Below are 18,470 nucleotides of genomic sequence, written 5' to 3' on the forward strand. Positions count from 1 at the left end.
AAACATATTATTTATCTTTTAGATGAATTCTAAAAACTATCATCAAAAAAAAAGATTTGGACAACACTGGTTGGTAAATAAAAAAATATTAGAAAAAATTAAAGAAATTGCTGTTCTTAATGAAAATGACTTTATTTTAGAAATTGGTCCTGGTAAAGGAGCTTTAACCTCTAAGTTGTTAGATTCAGAAATTAAAAAATTACATGCAATTGAGTTAGATAAAGATTTAATAAATTTATTAAATGATAAATTCAATAATAATGATAAGTTTTCACTGCAGCAGGGAGATATTCTTTCTGTAAATTTAGATTCGATTAATAAGAAGATTACAAAAGTGATTGCAAATATTCCTTACAATATAACTGGCCCAATATTGGATATTTTCATAGGTCGATTGGGCATTATAAGAAACTATAATTACGAAAAAATAATATTTTTAATGCAGAAAGATGTTGTAGATAGGATTTTGTCAAAAGAAGGTAGTCCCAATGCTGGTGCGCTTAGTATAAGAATACAACTTTTATCAAAAATAAAAAGAATATGTGATGTTCCGCCTTCATCATTTAGTCCGCCTCCAAAAGTTTTTTCTTCTTTAGTAGTTTTCGAACCAATTAAAAATGATTTAAGATTAGATATTAGTCTAGAAAAATATATAGATAAACTTCTTCGAATTTCATTTAATTCAAGAAGAAAAATGCTTAGAAATACTCTTAATTCAATACTTTCAAATGAAGAGATAAATGAATTATCTGAATCTTCAAAAGTTTGTTTTAATTTAAGACCACAAGATATTTCAATTCACCAATGGATTAAGCTTGCAGAAAATTGTATTAAAATTAAAAAAAAAATTTAAGTATATGCAAGATTTAGCTAAAACGAAAATTAATATAAAATCTCCTGCCAAAATAAATTTGCACCTTGAAGTTATTGGTAAGAGAGAGGATGGATTTCATGAGTTAGCAATGATTATGCAAAATATCGATCTTTCTGATTATTTAGAATTTGAAATTAATAATGAAGGTTTAATTAAACTTGAGTCTGATTGTAATGATTTAAGCTTATCTGATGATAACTTAATTGTTAAATCGGCAAATCTATTAAGGAAAAAATCAAATATAGATTACGGTGCGAATATATTTTTAAGAAAAAATATTCCAATTGGCGCAGGATTAGCTGGTGGATCCAGTAATTCAGCAGCAACATTAATTGGTCTTAATAAGTTATGGGATTTGAACTTAGGTCAAGAAGCATTATGTTCATTAGCATCAACTTTAGGATCTGATATTCCCTTTTTTATAAATGGTGGTATTCAATTATGTTTTGGAAGAGGAGAAGTTTTGGAGAAATTAGATTCAAACTTTGAATATGGAGTAATTCTTTTAAAAAATCCAAATGTATCAGTATCTACAGCTGAAACTTATAAAAAATATAGTAATAGATTTTGTCATCAATACCTTACTGATAGAGAAATGATTGAGAACATAAGAAAAAATTTAAGAGAAAATGGTTTAAATAACTTAAATCTTGATAATCAACATTTATCTATTAAAAATGATTTGCAGTTAGTTGTTGAAAATGAAAATGATTCTGTAAAGCAGGCATTATATTTACTTTCTAAATTAGAAAATTGTCTCACATTTTCAATGAGTGGATCAGGTCCTACATGCTTTGCACTCTTTAAAGATATAGAGACTGCTAAAAAAGAATTAACTGCGAATTATAAATTGTTTAGAAATAAAGGTTACGATTCATGGGTTTGCACTTTCCTTGAAAAGGGAATAACATTCATTTAAAAATTTTTTTATACAAAATTCTATTGTGGCTGATAATAGTAATGAGAATATTGAAAAAAACATTCCCGAAAAAGGACCATTAAATTTTATTGTAGGATCATTAACAAGTTTTTTATTATTTATATTTTTTTATTTTTTAAGTAATAAAATTGCAATTTATTTTTCAGTACATAAACCATCTAATTCTTCTGAAATCGTCCAAAATATTTCTTCTAGTATTAATACCTTAATAATTGGATTATCTTTTTTGCTAACTTTCTCTTTTGCTTTTATAGGTATAGGACTTTTTATTGTATTTATTCGCAGTTTTTTTCTGAAGAAAAATTGAATTGCCAATATTATTAAGAAAACACTTTCTTTGAATGTCTTTACATGACTTAGGCCTTTTAGTCCTTTTGCTGTCACCTGGAATGATTTTATCAATATTACTACTCATAACCTTCGCTGAAGGAGGTTGAATTATTCAAAGTGGTAGGATTATATGTGTGATTAATTAGGTAATTAATTGTGGCTGGAACATTATTATTTAATGCTTTGAAAGAGGCAATTGATGAAGAAATGGCAAATGATGTAAATGTTTGCGTTATGGGGGAAGATGTTGGTCAATATGGAGGATCTTATAAGGTAACTAAAGATTTATATGAAAAATATGGAGAGTTAAGAGTCTTAGATACTCCAATTGCAGAGAATAGTTTTACAGGCATGGCTGTGGGTGCAGCAATGACTGGCTTAAGACCAATAGTAGAAGGAATGAATATGGGTTTTTTGCTTTTAGCTTTTAATCAGATATCAAATAATATGGGTATGCTTAGATATACTAGTGGCGGAAATTATAAAATACCAGCAGTAGTTCGAGGACCTGGAGGAGTTGGTCGTCAACTTGGTGCTGAGCACAGTCAAAGACTTGAAGCATATTTTCATGCAGTTCCTGGCATAAAGATTGTGGCATGTAGTACACCCACAAATGCTAAAGGTTTAATGAAAGCAGCTATAAGAGATGATAATCCAGTTCTATTTTTCGAACATGTTCTTCTATACAATTTGTCTGAAGAATTACCTGAGGGTGATTATACTTGCGCTTTAGATCAGGCTGACGTTGTAAAAGAAGGGAAAGATATTACTTTATTGACTTATTCAAGAATGAGACATCACTGTCTTAAAGCTGTTGAAGAATTAGAAAAAAAAGGAATAGATGTTGAGTTAATAGATTTAATAAGTTTAAAACCATTTGATATCGAAACCATCTCAAAATCAATAAGAAAAACAAATAAAGTAATTATTGTTGAAGAATGTATGAAGACTGGAGGTATTGGTGCAGAATTAATTGCCTTGATAACAGAAGAGTGTTTTGATGATCTTGATGCCCGACCAATTAGATTATCTAGTCAGGATATTCCAACTCCTTATAATGGAAATCTTGAGAATTTGACAATAATCCAACCACATCAAATAGTTGAAAAAGTTGAACAGTTAATTAGTGGGAGTATATAGACAATGAAAAGAAGGCAAGGTTGGCTTTTTTTTATTTTATTTCTACTTACTTTATCTGTTTATCTATTAATAAATTATCCCTTACAGTTGGGATTGGATTTACAAGGGGGTTCTCAACTTACACTACAAATTATTAAAGAGGAAGGTAAGGTAACAAGGGATGAACTTGAAGCAGTTAATTCGGTTATAGATAAGCGCGTTAACAATTTAGGAGTTTCTGAGTCTAATTTGCAAACCCTCGGTGGAGATCAATTGATTTTAGAATTACCAGGTGAACAAAATCCATTAGTTGCTTCAAGGGTATTAGGTAAGACTGCTTTATTAGAATTTAGAACCCAAAAAGAAGGAACATCTACAGATTTAAAATCACTGCAACTACAGAGATTTAGTATTAAAGAATTAATTGAACAATATTCCTTTGCAGAAAAAAATCAAAATGATGATAATTTCTTAAAAGTTATTCAAGATAATCTTAAAGAAATAGAGCAAGAATTGAATTACTCATCTACTAATAATGATTTATATGGGAAGTTAATTGAAATCAAAAAATATGTTGATAAAGAAATTACAAATTTATTTATTAAAACAGATTTATCTGGTAAGGATCTTATTAACGCAGGAAGGAGACAAGAACAAACAAATAATAATTGGGAAGTTTTATTGACTTTTAGTAATTCAGGAGGTGAAAAGTTTGCAGAAATCACAAAGTCAATCGCTGGCACTAATCAACTATTGGCTATCATTTTAGATGGTGAATCAATAAGTGAAGCCAGTGTTGGTAATCAGTTCGCTAGTACTGGGATTACAGGTGGATCGGCAACAATAAGCGGTAATTTTAGCGCTGAAAATGCTAGAGAATTAGAAGTTCAACTTAAAGGAGGCTCATTGCCATTGCCAATTGAAATAGTAGAAACTAACACTATAGGGGCTCTATTGGGATCCAAAAATATTTTAAAAAGTCTTTATGCAGCTATTAGTGGATTAATTTTTGTTGGTATATTTATGATTTTTAATTATAGAATTCTAGGTTTCGTTTCAGTTCTATCTCTAGTACTTTATGGTTTCTTTAACTTAGCCCTATATTCTTTAATTCCTGTAACTTTGACTTTACCTGGAATATCTGGGCTTATACTTAGCATTGGTATGGCTGTTGATGCAAATATTTTAATATTTGAGAGAATTAGAGAAGAATTATATGATGGCAATACTCTTACAAGATCTATTGATAGCGGTTTTCAGAGAGCTAATTCATCCATAGTTGATGGTCATATTACAACTCTTCTAAGTTGTTTTGTATTGTTTTTATTAGGAACAAATTTTGTTAAAGGTTTTGCGGCAACATTAGGTATTGGAGTTCTAATAAGCTTGTTTACCTCATTAAATTGTTCTAAAACTATTTTGCGATTTTTTACAACTTATCAATCTTTAAGACAAAAAAATCTCTATCTACCCAAGAATAATTTTTCAAATTAAATTTTTTGTTTCTAATTTTCCAATGAATTACAATCTTGAACTAATAAAAAATAAAAGAAAGATAATTAGTTTTTCAACTTTTCTTATTTTGTTCAGTCTTTTAGGAATTTTATTTTCAACTTTTAATACTTCTTATAGGAAACCTATAAATTTAGGGATGGATTTTGTTGGGGGAAATGAACTAAGAATAGAAAGAGTTTGTGAAGAAGAATGTTCTAATCTTTCCCCTGATTTTGTTTTAGATAATTTAAGAGTGATCTCTAGTAATAAAAACTTTATAAATAATATTAAATTACAATTCCAAAATAATAATAAATTAATTTCAATAAGAACACCTTATTTGAGTATCGAAGAATCAAATAATCTAATTACTAATCTTGATAATATTATTGGGCCTCTAAATTATGAGAGTAAGGATTCAAGATTAATAGGTCCAAAGCTTGGGAAAAGACTACTTACCAATTGTGTTACTTCATTGTTAGTTTCTTTATTTGCAATATCTTTATATATAACTATTAGGTTTGATAAAAAATATGCATTATTTGCATTATTAGCTTTATTTCATGATTTATTAATTGTTTTCGGTATATTCTCTTGGTTGGGAATTATATTATCTGTCGAGGTAAATAGTTTATTTGCGGTGTCCTTGTTAACTATTGCTGGTTATTCTGTAAATGATACTGTTGTTATTTTTGATAGAATTCGTGAGAATTTAAAATCAAAGGAAGAAGGCTATAACGAAACTATTCAATTATCAGTAAACGAATCATTTAGGAGAACAACTTTTACCAGTATTACAACCCTTATCCCTTTATTAAGCATAATTTTGTTTGGATCTTACTCGCTGTTTTGGTTTTCTTTGGCCTTATCATTAGGAATTATTGTTGGAAGTTATTCAAGTATTTTATTGGCTCCATCTTTGTTGCTTAAAGATTAAGCTTTTCCTTATAACTTTATGAAATTGAATTACTATTTAATAATTTTACTTTCTTTAGTTTTAATAGATCTTTCTACTGAGCTAAGAATATTATTTGATCATTTTACTTTTAATTCCCTGTACTTTGCTTTGGCTAAACATCCTTTGGCTTTCTTTATACTTTTCTCCTATCCATATTTATATAAAAAATTAAATAAGTAATTTTTAAATATCATTAATTGATTCTTTAATTAAAACTTGGATTACAACAGCAAGAGGTAGAGATAATATTAACCCTAATGGACCAAAAATGAAGGTAAATCCAAATTGTGATATTAAGGTTAACCCAGGAAGTAGGTTTGCTTTTTTCTTCATTATGGATGGCATTATTATATAGCTTTCAATATTTTGAATGATTACATAGGCTCCTAAAACGGCTAGTGGTTTCCAGAAATTATCTAGTAGTGCAATTGAGATTGGAAATATACCACTAATAACTGGACCTATATTCGGAATGATATTAAGAACCATTGCTATTAAAGCATTTGAGACAACATATTTGACATCTAATATAGACAAAACTATTAATGATAATAAACCTACTGATAATGAGCTTACGACCATAGAAAAGGTCCAGTTTGCTAATGCAATATTGCATTTATCCAGAATATTTCTAAATTTATTACGATAATTTTTTGGTATAAGTAGAAGTATATTTTCCTTATATTGTTTTGGTTCAATAGAAATCATCAAACTGACTACTAATACGAAGATCAGTTTTAAAAGACCTGAGCCCAGATTCCCCGCCAAATTAATTAAGTTCTTAAAACTTTCTTGGATAGCTTTAGCGATAGTTGCAGCATCTGGAATGGCTACTACATTATTAATAAGATTAAATATTTCTATAACATTTTCTGATTCTTCGCCATAAAATAGGCTATTCAATTTATTCAGATTTGTATTAAGTAAAATATTTATTTTAGATAAACCATTTGGAATATCAACTAATATTTCATTGAATTCTTTTACAAATGGAGGTAAAACAAGAATAAAAATTGTAAAGACTATTACCGATATAACTGTTAGTACAAAAAATAAAGATAAGGGTCTGGGAATTTTCAACCCTTTTTGTATTTGATTACATAAATTACATACAATATTTGAAATTACTAAAGAGCAAATTATTAGGAGTAGGAAATCTCTAAGAAGCCAAATTATTATAGATGTGATTATAATAACTGCTAACTTAAAATATAATGTGCTACTCAAATTAGATAGTTTTCTACTTCTTCTCAGAATATCCTAATCCATTTGATTTTGCATAACTATTTGCAAATCTCATAAATCTATCAAAGTCTGAAGTGCTCTTCCAAATATAAACAGCTTCTAAGAATATGGGTTCTCCATCAACAAACTTAACCTTAACTTCTCTGGTTAATATTTCACCTTCAGCATCTATCATACGCATACCTGTGATTTCCCCGTCTGTAATTGAAGATAGTGCCTGAGGTTTCTCGAACTGAAATAATGCTTGGCCACTTGTACCATCTTTACTCCTAGTCAGCCTTATTTCAGGAACTACAGGTTCATCGGTTCCTTCATAAAATTGTATTTTTGCAGTTTTATTTGCTGTCATAAGTTTTCATTAATAATTTTTATTTTAAGAAATATTTTTTACTTTCGTTTGCAAATATTTTATAAAATATTATTTAATAACTCTATGATTTTTTCATCATAATTCTTATCAGTTAAATCTAATAACGTTATATTTTCTTTGCCAACCTTTTCATATTCATAACACCTATCGTAATAATCTAAAACTGATCTACATACTAAATCCCATTTCTCCTCATCTATTGATTCAAGAGCTATTTTTGTTCTTTGAGGACCTAATCTTTTTTTAATCCTTTGTACAGAGTCCTTGAGTTCCTCTTTTTTAAATACACTATAAGTATTAATTAACTCATCTAATCTGTTTGATTCGCTCCTTAATATCTCAATCCTCCTTGATTTTTTCATCTGATTAAAGAATTCATGAGGTATTTTGCATTTACCAATATTCGCACTTTCTGCTTCTACAAAAATATTATTAATAGTTTGAAAGGAATATAATTTTTCTGCTATTTTATTTTCAAATTGTTCGTTTGTAGGTTGTTCTCTCATTCCTAAACCACCAAATGTGCTTCCTCTATGACAAGCAAATCCTTCAAGATCTATAGTTTGATATTTATATTTCTCTAGTAATGACAATAACCTTGTTTTCCCAGAACCTGTTTTCCCACCAATAATTATAATATTCCACTTTTTTGAGAAACAATCTAATATCCATTTCCTGTATGTTTTGTATCCTCCCTTAAGTGTTATTGGATTTAATTTATATTTTTCTAGTAACCAAGAAATACTTTGTGACCGCATTCCTCCTCTAGAGCAATATATTCTGATAAATAATTCATTATTATTGATATCAGGAATAGTTTTATATGAATCAATATTCAAAAATAAATTATCAAGAAGAAATTCCATTTTTTTTTCAAAAAATTTTAATCCCTCTATTACTGCTTTTTTTCTACCCTCTTTTTTATAAATTGTACCAATAATTGATCTCTCATCATTATTAAATAATGGAATGTTAATAGAATTAGGCATATGTCCTTTATAATATTCACTCGGGCTCCTAACATCTATAAGAGGTCCTTTAAAACTTCTAAATTTCTCTAGTTCTTTTCTTTTGAAATACATGGATAGTTTTTATTTTTAGGTTAATTTATTTAAAATGACTAACAAAGAACAAGATAACTATAGTAATGCTACATTAGATTTTATTAAAACATTTGTAGATTCTAATCAAAGAAAAAGAATAAATTTGTTAACTCAAATCGAATCTGAAGTCGAAAATATTTTTAAAATTGGACCTACATTGTTTGAAATCTTTGATAGTGATGGAGATGATTGGGCCGCTGGTTGGTTATTGCAAGTTTTAAAAAAATATAAACCTAATTTCTTTGAAAACACTAAATTCAATAATTGGTTTAATACTTATTCAGATGTTGATATTAATTATGAATATTTGCAATTGATGTTAGTTGAGCAAAAATTTGAAGAGGCAGATAGATTAACAAGTTCTTACCTGCGACAGTTGGCAGGAAAATTAGCTGAAAAACGTGGATATGTTTTCTACAGTGAGGTTAAGAATATGTCTGGAAAAGATCTTAAAACAATTGATAGATTATGGACTATTTATTCTACTGGAAGATTTGGCTTTTCAATTCAAGCAAAGATTTTAAAATCAGTAGGAATAAAGTATGAATTGTTGTGGCCTAAAATAGGCTGGAAAAAAGAGGGTTTATGGACAAGATATCCTAAATCTTTTTGTTGGTCACTGAAGGCTCCTGATGGACATATGCCTTTAATAAATCAGCTAAGAGGGGTTAGACTTATGGATTCAATACTGAGGCATCCTGCTATAGCTGAGAGACATAATAATATACTTTGAAATTGTTGTATTTAATAAGATAAAATTAAGTTAGTTTCAAAATATTATTATGTCCTTATTTCAGGGCAAAAATATTTTAATAAAACTTTTTAAGAGGCCAAAAATAAATTGGTCAAATTATGAATTTGAATCCTCATTACAATTAAATGAATTTGTTGATCAATTATTAGAACCAATAAATAAATCTCAATCAACTTATCTCATCAAACTTGGCTTACATGAAGCTCTTGTTAATGCAGTAAAACATGGAAATAAATTAGATTCCTCAAAAAGTATTAGAGTAAGAAGAATAATCACTCCTAATTGGTGTGTTTGGCAAATTCAAGACCGAGGGAATGGTTTAGAAAAAAATAATAGAAACTACAAATTACCAATAAAAACAAACAGTGTAAATGGCCGTGGTTTATATATTATTAATGAATGTTTTGATGACATTAGATGGAGTAGTAAAGGGAACAGGCTTCAGTTGGCTTTAAAAAGATGATTTTTACTCGGACAAGGCTGATCGACATTAATTTCTTTTAACCATTTAATACTTTCTTCCATATACTCAATAGTTTCTTTATCATTACAAGAAATAATTAATTGGCATAACCCCGCAGAAATAAGTTCTGCAGATCTTTTATATTTATTCCCTTTATCTTTATGCCATTTTGAATGATCAATTTTTAACTTACAATTAAGACTTTGTACAAGCTTAATAGTATCTTTGTCCCAATATGTCATAAAAGTTTTAATTTACTTTACAGCAGACCATACCTTAGTCATGAAAAAGGAATTTGAATTCACATTTTTAAACCCTACTTCTTCAATTTTAGAATTTATATCCTCTTTTATGTAATCACAATAAAAAGGCTCATGAAAAGATTTATAAAAGTTTTCCATTATGGATGTAAAGTCAGGAGAATCGCTTATTTGAATCGAATCAGCTAATACTAATGTTCCTCCAGGTTCAAGAACTCTGAAAAATTCATTTAATACTTTAGCTCTAATTGCTCTTGGTAATTCATGAAATAAATAAACACAGGAAATGCATTGAAAACTATTATTTTCAAATGGTAATTCTTCAGCATTACCTTTTATTAATTCAATTAAATCCCCATCTAAATCTGAAATATATCTGCTTGCCTCTTTTAGGTATGAATCAGATAGATCTATTCCTGTAATTTTTTCTTTAGGGAATGCTACCCTTAATTGTTTTAATGTCCTTCCAGAACCTGTAGCCACATCAAGTATTTTTATAGAACTTTTCTTTCTATTACTAAAATTTACAAGACCTTCTTTTATTGGTTTAATTATTCTCCTCCTCATTGAGTCAGCACTTCCATTAAAAAGTATCTCTACTTGTAAGTCGTAAATACTAGCTGAAAAATCAGATAAATAACCATCTGTTTGATGATGAAAATTCCTCAAGTAATACTGTGGATAATTATCTTTTTCAACAGATTTAGGAAGATCATCAAAATTTTGTTTTCTGCGTCTATCCCATGTATTAGGCATATCTAGCCAAATTTTAGGATATTGAGTTAAATATCTTAACCATGGTTCATCAAACAATAATTTTTTTGGATAAATATTATTTTCAGCGTCATTCCAATCTTCCTCTCTTAAGCTATCCATTGATTTTTGGATTTGTAATAGAAGATCCTTATCTATATCAAAATTATCAAGCTTTGAATCGGGAAGAATAAAATTCATTAACCTTGAACTGATTTGCTTATGGGCAAATCCAGCTATACTTTTACTCTGTTGGAGCGTTTTATATGCAATTTTTGAGATAGATTCCCTAGCCATTTTTAAATATATATATATATATTCCAACAAAAAAAAAATCAATTTGAGAATATTTTGTGATATTTCTCAAATTGACTTATTTTATAGAAAAGATTTTTTAATTATGCATCGTAATACATAAAGAATTCATGTGGATGAGGCCTCTGTCTTAATTGTTGTACCTCTTCGTATTTTATATCGATAAAGTTATCAATAAAATCTTCTGTAAATACTCCACCAGCTAATAGATAATCCTTGTCTGCTTTGAGTGCATTAAGTGAATCATTAAGAGATGAAGGTACTGTATCAATTTTTGCAAGTTCTTCTGCAGGAAGTTCGAATAAATCAACATCTACACCATCACCAGGATCTATTTGATTTTTGATCCCATCAATACCAGCGAGCATCATTACAGAGAAAGCTAAATATGGGTTAGCAAGTGCGTCACCTGATCTAAATTCTAATCTTTTAGCTTTTGGACTTGGACCAGTTAAAGGTATTCTTACTGCAGCCGATCTATTACCCTCAGAATAAACTAGATTTACAGGTGCTTCAAATCCTGGAACCAATCTTTTATAACTATTTGTTGTTGGATTAGTAAACGCTAGGAATGAAGGGGCATGTTTAAGTATTCCTCCGATATACCATCTAGCTGTTTGGGATAAATTTGCATAGGCACTTTCACCAAAGAATAGTGGCTGTCCACTCTTCCATAAACTTTGGTGAACATGCATTCCAGTCCCATTATCGTTAAATACAGGCTTAGGCATAAATGTTGCAGTTTTCCCATATTTTTTAGCTACGTTTCTAACCACGTATTTATACGTCATAACGTTATCAGCAGCTTTTATTAAAGAATCAAATTTCATTCCAAGCTCGTGTTGGCCGGCACCAGCAACTTCATGGTGATGTTTTTCTGTAGGGATACCTAATTCACCCATAAGAAGAAGCATCTCAGATCTGATATCTTGCGCAGTATCATTTGGAGCTACTGGAAAATATCCTTCTTTATATTGTATTTTGTATCCTAAGTTCCCACCTTCTTCTATTCTCCCTGTATTCCATGGTGCTTCAATAGTATCTACACTATAAAAACAACCTCCTTCTTTAGAGTCATATCTAACATCATCAAATAAAAAGAATTCTGGCTCAGGTCCAAAAAATGCAGTATCTGCTATGCCAGTAGAGTCTAAATATTTTAATGCCTTTTGAGCTAAAGCCCTTGGACATCTATCATAAGGCTCACCGCTTCTTGGCTCTTGAATAGAGCAAATCATACTTAATGTTTTATGTTTATAAAAAGGATCGATCCAAGCTGTACTTGAATCAGGCACCATTGACATATCAGATGCATTAATTGCTTTCCAACCTCTTATTGATGACCCATCAAACGCTAAGCCTTCAGTAAAAGAATCCTCTTCTATCATGTCTGATGTAAGTGTTAAATGTTGCCATTTTCCATGAATATCTGTGAATTTTAAATCGATGAGTTCAATTCCTTCGTCTTTAATTTGACTTAAAACATCTTGAGGAGATTTAGACATAATTTTTTAATACCTTATATGAAATTAATAACTTGATGATTCTTGTTATGTATCAACGGTAACTTTTTTTAAGACTAGATGACTTCTTTCAGTGTTTCAAGTCATAAGTTTAATAATTGTTTACCTAAATATTTAAATTGAATGAATTTCTTTAAATAAATCTCGCTTATGTGGCGATATTAGTTTAATTTAAAAGTAATTGAATGTAATGCTTTGACAGAGGCAAAACTTATTTCTGCTTTAAATGAAGAGAATTTATCTCATTTCTCAAAGACTTATGTTCCCTCTAGACTTTTATTAGGTCCTGGTCCTTCAAACGCACATCCAGAAGTTTTAAACGCTCTTTCCCTAAATCCAATCGGTCATTTAGATGAAGCATATATTTCATTAATGTCTGATGTTCAAAAACTTCTACGATATACCTGGCAATGCAATAATCGTCTTACTCTCCCAATGAGTGGTACTGGAAGTGCAGCTATGGAAGCTTCAATAGCGAATTTTATAGAGGAAGGAGAAACAATTCTTATCGCTAAAAAAGGATATTTTGGAGACAGACTTGTTGATATGGCTACTAGATATAAAGCAGAAGTATCTGTTATGGAAAAACCTTGGGGTGAATCTTTTTCTTATGAAGAAATCAAGTATGAAATAGAGACTAAAAAACCAGCTATATTTGCTATTGTTCATGCTGAAACCTCTAGTGGGGTTTTACAACCTCTTGATGGAATTGGTGATGTATGTAGAAAAAATAACTCCTTGTTTTTAGTTGACGCAGTTACTTCCCTTGGCGCTTTAGAACTATTGATAGATGAATGGAAAATAGATTTAGCGTATAGTTGTAGCCAGAAAGGATTAAGTTGCCCGCCTGGATTAAGTCCTTTTACAATGAATGAGAGAGCTGAAGAAAAACTAAGTTCAAGAAAAACAAAAGTCCCTAACTGGTATTTAGATTTATCTCTTTTAAATAAATATTGGGGTTCAGATCGTGTTTACCATCATACCGCCCCTGTAAATATGAATTTTGCTATTAGAGAGGGTTTACGATTAATTGCAAATGAAGGTTTAGAGAATGTTTGGAATAGGCATAATACTAATGCAAGGAAACTGTGGAATGGTTTAGAAAGTTTAGGCATGGAATTACATGTATCAAAGGATTATCGATTGCCAACTCTTACAACAGTTAAGATTCCACCAGCAGTTGATGGAGATGGTTTTAGAAATCATCTTTTAAGAAACTTTGGAATAGAAATAGGAAATGGACTTGGAGAATTGTCAGGTAAGGTATGGCGTATAGGATTAATGGGCTTTAACTCAAGTGAAGAGAATGTCGACAGATTATTAAACCTATTTGATACTGAGTTAAAGAAATATTCTATTTTTGAGTCCTCAACTTTTTAAACCATAATTGTAAAATTTGACTGCATTCTTCTTCTAAGATACCCCCTACAATTTCCATCTTGTGATGAGAACTTTTATGCTTTGATAAGTCAATTGATCCTCCCAATCCACCTCTTTTCTTATCGTAAGCACCAAAAACAACTTTACCCATCCTCGCTTGAATAAGCGCCGATGCACACATGGTACATGGTTCTAAATTTGTGATAGTAATACATTCATTAAACCTCCAATCATTTTTTATTAGAGATGCCTGCCTTAATGCCATTATTTCAGCATGACCTAATGGGTCTTTATTTACACTTCTCCTGTTAACCCCTCTTCCAATACATCTTCCTCTTTCATCTAAAATTATTGAAGAGATTGGCAGCTCAACTTTTCCAATTTCTTCTGATCTTCTTAATATAGAATTCATCCATTTAATGTAATTTAAATTCTTTCTTCCTCTATTTAGATCATTATTACTATTTCCATTTTCAAAAATATTCCTCATTTAACAATATTCAGAATAGACTTATTAATAGATATCTTATCTGATGACTGAAGATTTAATTAATAAAAAAGATATATACTTCCCTTCGTATTTAGGGACTAACGATAACTTCATTACTCTCCTCAATAGAGCAACTCAAATTCTTTGTGACTGGTTCTCTAATTCCGAGAAAGATGGTCCATTAACCTTTGATGAGAATTTCAAGTGCTTTATGCCTGATGAGCTTGGTAATTCTACAGAAGATTTGTTTTCTGAGATTCAATCCCTTTTGAATAATTCATTTAATCCCGTTCATCCGGGTTCTCTAGCTCATCTTGATCCCCCACCTTTGATTTTTTCTATTTTAGGAGATTTAATTGCTGCTGGTTTAAATAATAATCTTCTTGCTTACGAGTTATCTCCAAGTGTTACTTTACTTGAGGAGTCATTATGCAAATGGTTTGCTAAAAAAATAGGCTTTAATGATTCTTCAGGAGGCATAGCAGCTAGCGGAGGTACTTTAAGTAATTTGAATGCACTTATAGCAGCTAGACATAATGCTGGATTAGGTTCAGATCCTAATTCTGTATTACTTGTAAGTGAAGATGCTCATTCTTCCTTCATTAAATGCACAAGAATTATGGGTCTTAATGATACAAATCTAGTAAAGATTAAAACTGACAATAAAGGTTGTATGGATATAGATAATCTAAAAAATTCCTTAGATCAATGTTTAATAAATAATAAAAAAATCTTTGCTATTGTTGCCACATTAGGAACAACTGTAAGAGGAGCAATTGATCCTATTAAGGATATAAGTGATATATGCAAAGAAAGAAATATTTGGCTACATATCGATGGCTCTATTGGTGGGATTTTTGGAGTAACTTCTATTCCAATAGAAGGTTTAAATAATATTAATCAGGCTAATTCCATAACAATAAATCCCCAAAAAATAATTGGCATTACAAAGACTTCCTCTCTGTTATTGGTATCAAACATGCGTACTTTGGAAAAGACCTTTTCGACTGGACTTCCATACATATCATCTAAGGAAAACATTATAAACAGAGGAGAATTAGGTATTCAAGGTTCTAGACCTGCAGAAGTTATAAAACTTTGGCTTGGATTAAGATCTTTAGGTTTAAAAGGAATGGAAGATATATTAAACTCATCAATTAATAGAAAAGACTTTTTTATAAAAAATATTAATAAAAATAAGTTTGAAATATATTCAGGACCTCTACATATTATTTCTTTCTTACCAAAGGGACTTACTACAAAAGACACAAATTTCTGGACTCAAACTAAAGTTAATGAACTAATGAAAAATAATTTTATGCTTTCTAGACCAAAATTTAAAGGTAAATATTATTTAAGAGTTGTCATGGGTAATTACAATACTAATGTATCTCATATTGAAGAACTTTTGAAAATTCTACATGCTTAACAATGAATTTCGGTAGACCAAAAATTATTGCAATAGTAACAGGTTTTATATCTATAGCCATTTGTATTGCTTACTTACTTTTAATAACTATCTTTGATTTTAGAACTTATCTAAATGATCAATTATCAAATTTTACATAGGATATGGAGGCAAAATATTATTTGATTTAAAATATTTTCTTATCTCAATTTTTGAAATAGCTTCTTTTACGAAGTTATTTAAAATGTCCTCTCTCTTACTTATTCTGTAGATTTTATCTACAACTTCTTGAATTCCTCCATCTCCCCAATCTTGCCCATTTTTAAAATATTCAATCAAACTTAGTCCTACTATTTTTATTAACCAGCCTGTTGTAATTGATTGTATCGACTTAGATATTATTATTTTCGTCAAACTTGTAGCTAAAGCAGGAGAAAGAATGGCTAGCCCACCTTTTAGTATTCCTTGTTTAGCCAATGCGCTTAGCAATGATTTCGATAAATCTTTTGCATCTTTTTTAGTAAGCTTTATTTCATATATTTTTGATAATTCCATTATCATTTGAAGGTTAACAGATGTAGTAGTAAGAAAATCAACCGCTGGAAGTGGATTAACTAGAATGACTCCTCCTGTTACCCACATATATTTATTAATCACTTTATTTGACATTAAGTATCTTTGTTCTTGTACGAAATTTTTACTTTTAATACCTAGCTTATTTGAGCGAAAAAGGATATTATCTGCCAATAATTCTTCACCATTATTATCGAGCGTTTCAATTATTTCTTTAAATAAACTTCCTACCTCTGGAACTAAATTTAAGGCATCTGATTTTACATAAGGTGATTGTTGAGGTACTGCAATTGTTTTAACAACTGAAATTTTATTTTTTTTAGCTGAAGTTATAGAAATTATATTTTCTTTGATGAGGTTATTTTCATCCCAAGACCTTAAATCACATTTATTTAGCACTATTATTATTTTTTTTCCTATTTTCAATAATTCTTTAATTAAATAGTTTTCGTATTTATTTATGTCCTGATCTAACACAAAGAGTACTAAGTCAGAATTTGATGCTTGTATAATTGTTGTTTTTTCTCTTTCTTCGCCTAACTTAGATGGTTCGAATAATCCTGGTGTATCAATTATATTAATGTTTCTTTTTAAGATTGGGATACGTATTTTATAGCTATTAATTTCCTTTGTTGTCCCTATTTTCGCTGAAGTTTGTCCGACAATATTTTTTAATAAAGATCTTGCTATTGATGTTTTCCCAGAGGAACCTGCTCCAAAAAGAGTAACTTTATAATCTCCTGTTTTTAATTGTGACTCTAGTTTATTTTTTTGGTAATTTATTAATTCAACTTTTACTTTATCGTTAATTTTTTTATTTATTTTCTCAATCCCTTCCAAACTTATCTTTGCAGCACCATATGTATTCTTGAATGAAAGTGTATTCTTTTTATTTTTGTATATAACTTTATAAACTATTTTCTTAAATAATTTCTTATCAATATTATAAAAGATATACATAGTTATTATTAAAAATAAAAGCGTATAAATATTTACTATTCTTGTTAATATCGAAAATAAAATATATAGAAATAATATAAAGATAAAATATTTTATGTACTTTAATTTAAAGTAATTCATATTATCCTTTGTTTTTAAAAATGCTATAAATTAAGAAAATAAAACCTATATTAATAGATATATCAGCAATATTAAATAACGGGAAATTTATAAAATTTAAATCTATAAAATCAATTACAAAACCTTTTAATATTCTATCCATTCCATTACCAAAAGTCCCACCTAGAATAAAGCTATAAGAATAAAGATCAAATGAGTTTAAATTATTTTTCCTTAATATTAAATAAATAAGTAATATTGAAAAAATAATGCTTATGAAAGATAAAAATATTCTACTGCCACTAAATATATTAAAAGCTGCTCCGTAATTTTTTACAAAGTCTAATCTAAATAAAATAAAATCTTTATTTATCAATATTTTATAATTGTAAAATATTAAATATTTCGTATATTGATCTAGTAGAATAATAAAAATACTTAAAGATAAAAAATATAATTTTGGTTGTATTTTATAAATCATTATTTGCTATGTTTTAACCATTTTATAGGTTCAATAAGTAATAATAGTGGGAAAAGCATTAAAAAATGAAATCCAATTTTACCTACAGAGTATTTCCCTAAATTATATAAAAATATATTAAATTGATTGTAAAATATAACTTGTATAAAGTTGTAAAATATTCCAGTTAAATGCATAGCGCCTATTGCTATAAATCCATTTTTTAAAAAGTTGCCAACATTTATTTTATTACTTGTATTTAAATTATCAATTACTTTGATTAATGGATATACACCTAATAAATAACCAAAATTTGGAGTGAGCAAATATCCTATTGACCCACCTTCATGAAAAACTGGCAATATAAATAACCCTAAAATTATATATATATTAAATGCTCTAAAAACAACTTTTCTATTAAATAAAAGTGTTAGTAAAATAATTGTTGGAATTTGCCATGTGATAGGTATATCAAGGTTAATACTTGATTTGTCAGTAAATGGGAGTGGAATATAAATAGGAATTAGGGTTGATATTATTATTGATTGAAGACATACCAATATCTCAATTAATTTATAAAAATTGAACATGATTATAAA

Annotated in this window: 21 protein-coding genes; 11 read left to right on the top strand and 10 right to left on the bottom strand. The window is 28.9% G+C overall.

The features are described 5' to 3' along the window. The first annotated feature begins 22 nt into the window (after nucleotides 1-22). The 6 genes from rsmA (at nucleotide 23) to secF (ending at nucleotide 5,694) form a co-directional block, all read left to right on the top strand. Nucleotides 23-853, top strand: a complete 831-nt coding sequence (gene rsmA / locus PMT9312_RS04435) for a 16S rRNA (adenine(1518)-N(6)/adenine(1519)-N(6))-dimethyltransferase RsmA (RefSeq protein WP_011376421.1) — start codon at nucleotides 23-25, stop codon at nucleotides 851-853. 4 nt (nucleotides 854-857) lie between these two features. After that, complete coding sequence (gene ispE / locus PMT9312_RS04440) at nucleotides 858-1,793, top strand: 4-(cytidine 5'-diphospho)-2-C-methyl-D-erythritol kinase (protein WP_011376422.1); 936 nt, start codon at nucleotides 858-860, stop codon at nucleotides 1,791-1,793. Between the two features lie 25 nt (nucleotides 1,794-1,818). Further along, nucleotides 1,819-2,121 (top strand): DUF3082 domain-containing protein, encoded by a 303-nt coding sequence (locus PMT9312_RS04445; protein WP_011376423.1) that lies wholly within the window; start codon nucleotides 1,819-1,821, stop codon nucleotides 2,119-2,121. A gap of 179 nt (nucleotides 2,122-2,300) precedes the next feature. Further along, complete coding sequence (locus PMT9312_RS04450; protein WP_011376424.1) at nucleotides 2,301-3,284, top strand: pyruvate dehydrogenase complex E1 component subunit beta; 984 nt, start codon at nucleotides 2,301-2,303, stop codon at nucleotides 3,282-3,284. 3 nt (nucleotides 3,285-3,287) lie between these two features. Further along, nucleotides 3,288-4,757, top strand: a complete 1,470-nt coding sequence (gene secD / locus PMT9312_RS04455; protein WP_011376425.1) for a protein translocase subunit SecD — start codon at nucleotides 3,288-3,290, stop codon at nucleotides 4,755-4,757. 22 nt (nucleotides 4,758-4,779) lie between these two features. Continuing rightward, nucleotides 4,780-5,694 (top strand): protein translocase subunit SecF, encoded by a 915-nt coding sequence (gene secF, locus PMT9312_RS04460; protein ID WP_011376426.1) that lies wholly within the window; start codon nucleotides 4,780-4,782, stop codon nucleotides 5,692-5,694. 204 nt (nucleotides 5,695-5,898) lie between these two features. Here secF and PMT9312_RS04465 read toward each other — a convergent pair whose 3' ends face one another. Genes PMT9312_RS04465 through mnmH form a run of 3 tightly spaced genes read right to left on the bottom strand, consistent with a single transcriptional unit; the run spans nucleotide 5,899 to nucleotide 8,412 of the window. Next, nucleotides 5,899-6,942, bottom strand: a complete 1,044-nt coding sequence (locus PMT9312_RS04465; RefSeq protein WP_011376428.1) for an AI-2E family transporter — start codon at nucleotides 6,940-6,942, stop codon at nucleotides 5,899-5,901. Between the two features lie 13 nt (nucleotides 6,943-6,955). Continuing rightward, nucleotides 6,956-7,309 carry a photosystem II reaction center protein Psb28 gene (psb28, locus tag PMT9312_RS04470; RefSeq protein WP_011376429.1) on the bottom strand — a complete coding sequence of 118 codons (354 nt, stop codon included), beginning with the start codon at nucleotides 7,307-7,309 and terminating at the stop codon, nucleotides 6,956-6,958. Nucleotides 7,310-7,368: 59 nt separating this feature from the next. Next, nucleotides 7,369-8,412 carry a tRNA 2-selenouridine(34) synthase MnmH gene (mnmH, locus tag PMT9312_RS04475; RefSeq protein ID WP_011376430.1) on the bottom strand — a complete coding sequence of 348 codons (1,044 nt, stop codon included), beginning with the start codon at nucleotides 8,410-8,412 and terminating at the stop codon, nucleotides 7,369-7,371. A gap of 34 nt (nucleotides 8,413-8,446) precedes the next feature. On the opposite strand from mnmH, the gene PMT9312_RS04480 reads away from it, so the two are divergent. Further along, a complete protein-coding gene (locus tag PMT9312_RS04480) occupies nucleotides 8,447-9,166 on the top strand; it encodes a GUN4 domain-containing protein (protein WP_011376431.1) in 720 nt (239 codons plus the stop codon). A gap of 49 nt (nucleotides 9,167-9,215) precedes the next feature. After that, nucleotides 9,216-9,650, top strand: a complete 435-nt coding sequence (locus tag PMT9312_RS04485; RefSeq protein WP_011376432.1) for an ATP-binding protein — start codon at nucleotides 9,216-9,218, stop codon at nucleotides 9,648-9,650. On the opposite strand, the gene PMT9312_RS04490 is transcribed toward PMT9312_RS04485, so the two are convergent. The 3 genes from PMT9312_RS04490 to glnA all read right to left on the bottom strand — a co-directional run bounded on the left by PMT9312_RS04490 (nucleotide 9,629) and on the right by glnA (nucleotide 12,483). Then, complete coding sequence (locus tag PMT9312_RS04490; protein ID WP_011376433.1) at nucleotides 9,629-9,892, bottom strand: DUF6439 family protein; 264 nt, start codon at nucleotides 9,890-9,892, stop codon at nucleotides 9,629-9,631. The genes PMT9312_RS04485 and PMT9312_RS04490 overlap by 22 nt on opposite strands. Before the next feature lie 12 nt (nucleotides 9,893-9,904). Then, on the bottom strand, nucleotides 9,905-10,960 hold the full coding sequence (locus tag PMT9312_RS04495; RefSeq protein WP_011376434.1) for a class I SAM-dependent methyltransferase: 1,056 nt from the start codon (nucleotides 10,958-10,960) through the stop codon (nucleotides 9,905-9,907). Nucleotides 10,961-11,061: 101 nt separating this feature from the next. Further along, a complete protein-coding gene (gene glnA, locus PMT9312_RS04500) occupies nucleotides 11,062-12,483 on the bottom strand; it encodes a type I glutamate--ammonia ligase (protein ID WP_011376435.1) in 1,422 nt (473 codons plus the stop codon). 213 nt (nucleotides 12,484-12,696) lie between these two features. Between glnA and PMT9312_RS04505 the strand changes: the two genes are divergently transcribed. Continuing rightward, nucleotides 12,697-13,881: a pyridoxal-phosphate-dependent aminotransferase family protein gene (locus PMT9312_RS04505; protein ID WP_011376436.1), complete on the top strand. Its 1,185-nt coding sequence runs from the start codon at nucleotides 12,697-12,699 to the stop codon at nucleotides 13,879-13,881. On the opposite strand, the gene PMT9312_RS04510 is transcribed toward PMT9312_RS04505, so the two are convergent. Beyond that, on the bottom strand, nucleotides 13,856-14,371 hold the full coding sequence (locus PMT9312_RS04510; RefSeq protein ID WP_011376437.1) for a nucleoside deaminase: 516 nt from the start codon (nucleotides 14,369-14,371) through the stop codon (nucleotides 13,856-13,858). The two genes, PMT9312_RS04505 and PMT9312_RS04510, sit on opposite strands and share 26 nt — an antisense overlap. A gap of 43 nt (nucleotides 14,372-14,414) precedes the next feature. On the opposite strand from PMT9312_RS04510, the gene PMT9312_RS04515 reads away from it, so the two are divergent. Both PMT9312_RS04515 and PMT9312_RS09755 read left to right on the top strand, forming a co-directional pair. Next, nucleotides 14,415-15,800 (top strand): pyridoxal phosphate-dependent decarboxylase family protein, encoded by a 1,386-nt coding sequence (locus tag PMT9312_RS04515; protein WP_011376438.1) that lies wholly within the window; start codon nucleotides 14,415-14,417, stop codon nucleotides 15,798-15,800. Between the two features lie 2 nt (nucleotides 15,801-15,802). Next, a complete protein-coding gene (locus PMT9312_RS09755; RefSeq protein ID WP_193741849.1) occupies nucleotides 15,803-15,940 on the top strand; it encodes a hypothetical protein in 138 nt (45 codons plus the stop codon). On the opposite strand, the gene PMT9312_RS04520 is transcribed toward PMT9312_RS09755, so the two are convergent. The 3 genes from PMT9312_RS04520 to PMT9312_RS04530 are packed head-to-tail and all read right to left on the bottom strand — an operon-like array spanning nucleotide 15,933 to nucleotide 18,461. Further along, nucleotides 15,933-17,432, bottom strand: coding sequence for a GTP-binding protein (locus PMT9312_RS04520; RefSeq protein ID WP_011376439.1), 1,500 nt, complete (start codon nucleotides 17,430-17,432; stop codon nucleotides 15,933-15,935). The two genes, PMT9312_RS09755 and PMT9312_RS04520, sit on opposite strands and share 8 nt — an antisense overlap. Before the next feature lies 1 nt (nucleotide 17,433). Further along, complete coding sequence (gene lspA / locus PMT9312_RS04525; protein ID WP_011376440.1) at nucleotides 17,434-17,892, bottom strand: signal peptidase II; 459 nt, start codon at nucleotides 17,890-17,892, stop codon at nucleotides 17,434-17,436. Continuing rightward, a complete protein-coding gene (locus PMT9312_RS04530; RefSeq protein ID WP_011376441.1) occupies nucleotides 17,892-18,461 on the bottom strand; it encodes a biotin transporter BioY in 570 nt (189 codons plus the stop codon). The genes lspA and PMT9312_RS04530 overlap by 1 nt, the downstream gene beginning before the upstream one ends. Nucleotides 18,462-18,470 lie beyond the last annotated feature (9 nt).

The organism is Prochlorococcus marinus str. MIT 9312, assembly GCF_000012645.1.
Taxonomy (GTDB): Bacteria; Cyanobacteriota; Cyanobacteriia; order PCC-6307; family Cyanobiaceae; genus Prochlorococcus_A; species Prochlorococcus_A marinus_L.

Excerpts from the sequence above, each read along its gene's own strand:
- PMT9312_RS04480 (WP_011376431.1), top strand. The coding sequence starts at position 8,447 with ATGACTAACAAAGAACAAGATAACTATAGTAATGCTACATTAGATTTT.
- PMT9312_RS04520 (WP_011376439.1), bottom strand. The coding sequence starts at position 17,432 with ATGAATTACTTTAAATTAAAGTACATAAAATATTTTATCTTTATATTA.
- PMT9312_RS04490 (WP_011376433.1), bottom strand. The coding sequence starts at position 9,892 with ATGACATATTGGGACAAAGATACTATTAAGCTTGTACAAAGTCTTAAT.
- psb28 (WP_011376429.1), bottom strand. The coding sequence starts at position 7,309 with ATGACAGCAAATAAAACTGCAAAAATACAATTTTATGAAGGAACCGAT.
- mnmH (WP_011376430.1), bottom strand. The coding sequence starts at position 8,412 with ATGTATTTCAAAAGAAAAGAACTAGAGAAATTTAGAAGTTTTAAAGGA.
- rsmA (WP_011376421.1), top strand. The coding sequence starts at position 23 with ATGAATTCTAAAAACTATCATCAAAAAAAAAGATTTGGACAACACTGG.
- secD (WP_011376425.1), top strand. The coding sequence starts at position 3,288 with ATGAAAAGAAGGCAAGGTTGGCTTTTTTTTATTTTATTTCTACTTACT.
- PMT9312_RS09755 (WP_193741849.1), top strand. The coding sequence starts at position 15,803 with ATGAATTTCGGTAGACCAAAAATTATTGCAATAGTAACAGGTTTTATA.
- ispE (WP_011376422.1), top strand. The coding sequence starts at position 858 with ATGCAAGATTTAGCTAAAACGAAAATTAATATAAAATCTCCTGCCAAA.
- glnA (WP_011376435.1), bottom strand. The coding sequence starts at position 12,483 with ATGTCTAAATCTCCTCAAGATGTTTTAAGTCAAATTAAAGACGAAGGA.
- secF (WP_011376426.1), top strand. The coding sequence starts at position 4,780 with ATGAATTACAATCTTGAACTAATAAAAAATAAAAGAAAGATAATTAGT.
- PMT9312_RS04530 (WP_011376441.1), bottom strand. The coding sequence starts at position 18,461 with ATGTTCAATTTTTATAAATTAATTGAGATATTGGTATGTCTTCAATCA.
- PMT9312_RS04485 (WP_011376432.1), top strand. The coding sequence starts at position 9,216 with ATGTCCTTATTTCAGGGCAAAAATATTTTAATAAAACTTTTTAAGAGG.
- lspA (WP_011376440.1), bottom strand. The coding sequence starts at position 17,892 with ATGATTTATAAAATACAACCAAAATTATATTTTTTATCTTTAAGTATT.
- PMT9312_RS04510 (WP_011376437.1), bottom strand. The coding sequence starts at position 14,371 with ATGAGGAATATTTTTGAAAATGGAAATAGTAATAATGATCTAAATAGA.
- PMT9312_RS04495 (WP_011376434.1), bottom strand. The coding sequence starts at position 10,960 with ATGGCTAGGGAATCTATCTCAAAAATTGCATATAAAACGCTCCAACAG.
- PMT9312_RS04515 (WP_011376438.1), top strand. The coding sequence starts at position 14,415 with ATGACTGAAGATTTAATTAATAAAAAAGATATATACTTCCCTTCGTAT.